The 1,019-nt window shown below is 66.2% G+C and carries 1 protein-coding gene; it reads right to left on the bottom strand.

The genetic code is table 11. The features are described 5' to 3' along the window. Nucleotides 1-101 precede the first annotated feature (101 nt). A partial coding sequence (arcC, locus tag DXD77_RS10240; RefSeq protein WP_147325452.1) for a carbamate kinase occupies nt 102-1,019 on the bottom strand: 918 nt, incomplete at its 5' end.

The raw sequence follows: 1,019 nt of genomic DNA, 5'->3' as shown, positions 1-1,019 counted from the left end.
AGCAAAAGCCCCGCAGTCGGAGCGGACTGCGGGGCTCATGAAGAGAGGCTAGTTTGTGGGCGTCTTGCCTGGCGCCCACGGGAGAGGCAACAGAGTAGAGGCTACTCGTGGATGCGGGTACCGGAGAGGCCGGCCATGGTCTCGGCGGCCTTGTCCAGAGCACCGATGATGCAGGTGCGGCCCTTGCGGGAACGGGCGAACTTGATAGCGGCGCGGACCTTGGGCTCCATGGAGCCCTTGCCGAACTGGCCCTCGTCGGCCAGACGCTCGGCCTCGTCGGCGGTGAGGTCCTCGAGCTCCTCCTGGTTGGGCTTGCCGAAGTTGATGGCGACATGCTCGACGGCGGTCAGCAGGAACAGAACGTCGGCGTCGCAGTCCTCGGCCAGCAGCTCGCCGCCCAGGTCCTTGTCGATGACGGCGGGAACGCCCTTGTAGCAGCCCTTGTTCTCGTAGTCGCGGACGACGGGGATGCCGCCGCCACCGCAGGCGATGACGATGAACTCGTTGTCGAGCAGGTTGAGGATGGAGTCAGCCTCGACGATCTTCTTGGGATCGGGGGAGGCGACGACGCGACGCCAGCCGCGGCCGGAATCCTCGACGAAGACCTTGGAGGGATCCTCGGCCATGAACTCCTTGGCCTGCTCCTCGGTGTAGAAGGGGCCGATCGGCTTGGTCGGGTTCTTGAACGCGGGATCGTCCGGATCGCACTCGATCTGGGTGACGACGGTGGCGGCGTGCCAACGCTTATAGCGCTTGTGCATCTCGCGGCCGATGCCCTGCTGCAGGTGGTAGCCGATGTAGCCCTGGGACATGGCGCCGCACTCGGGCAGCGGCATCTCGGGGGTGCCGATGGCATCGTGGGCGGCGGCGAAGGCGTTCTGGATCATGCCGACCTGCGGGCCGTTGCCGTGGGTGATGATGATCTCGTTGCCCTGCTCGATGAGGCCGAGGAGAGCGTGGGCGGTGTTGCTCACGGCCTCGATCTGCTCGACGGGGTTGTTGCCGAGGGCGTTGCCGCC

The sequence above is a fragment of the Collinsella sp. TM09-10AT genome (assembly GCF_003436275.1).
Lineage (GTDB): Bacteria > Actinomycetota > Coriobacteriia > Coriobacteriales > Coriobacteriaceae > Collinsella.
Note: the sequence above shows the minus strand (reverse complement) of the source record. Positions and strands in the feature narration are given on the sequence as shown.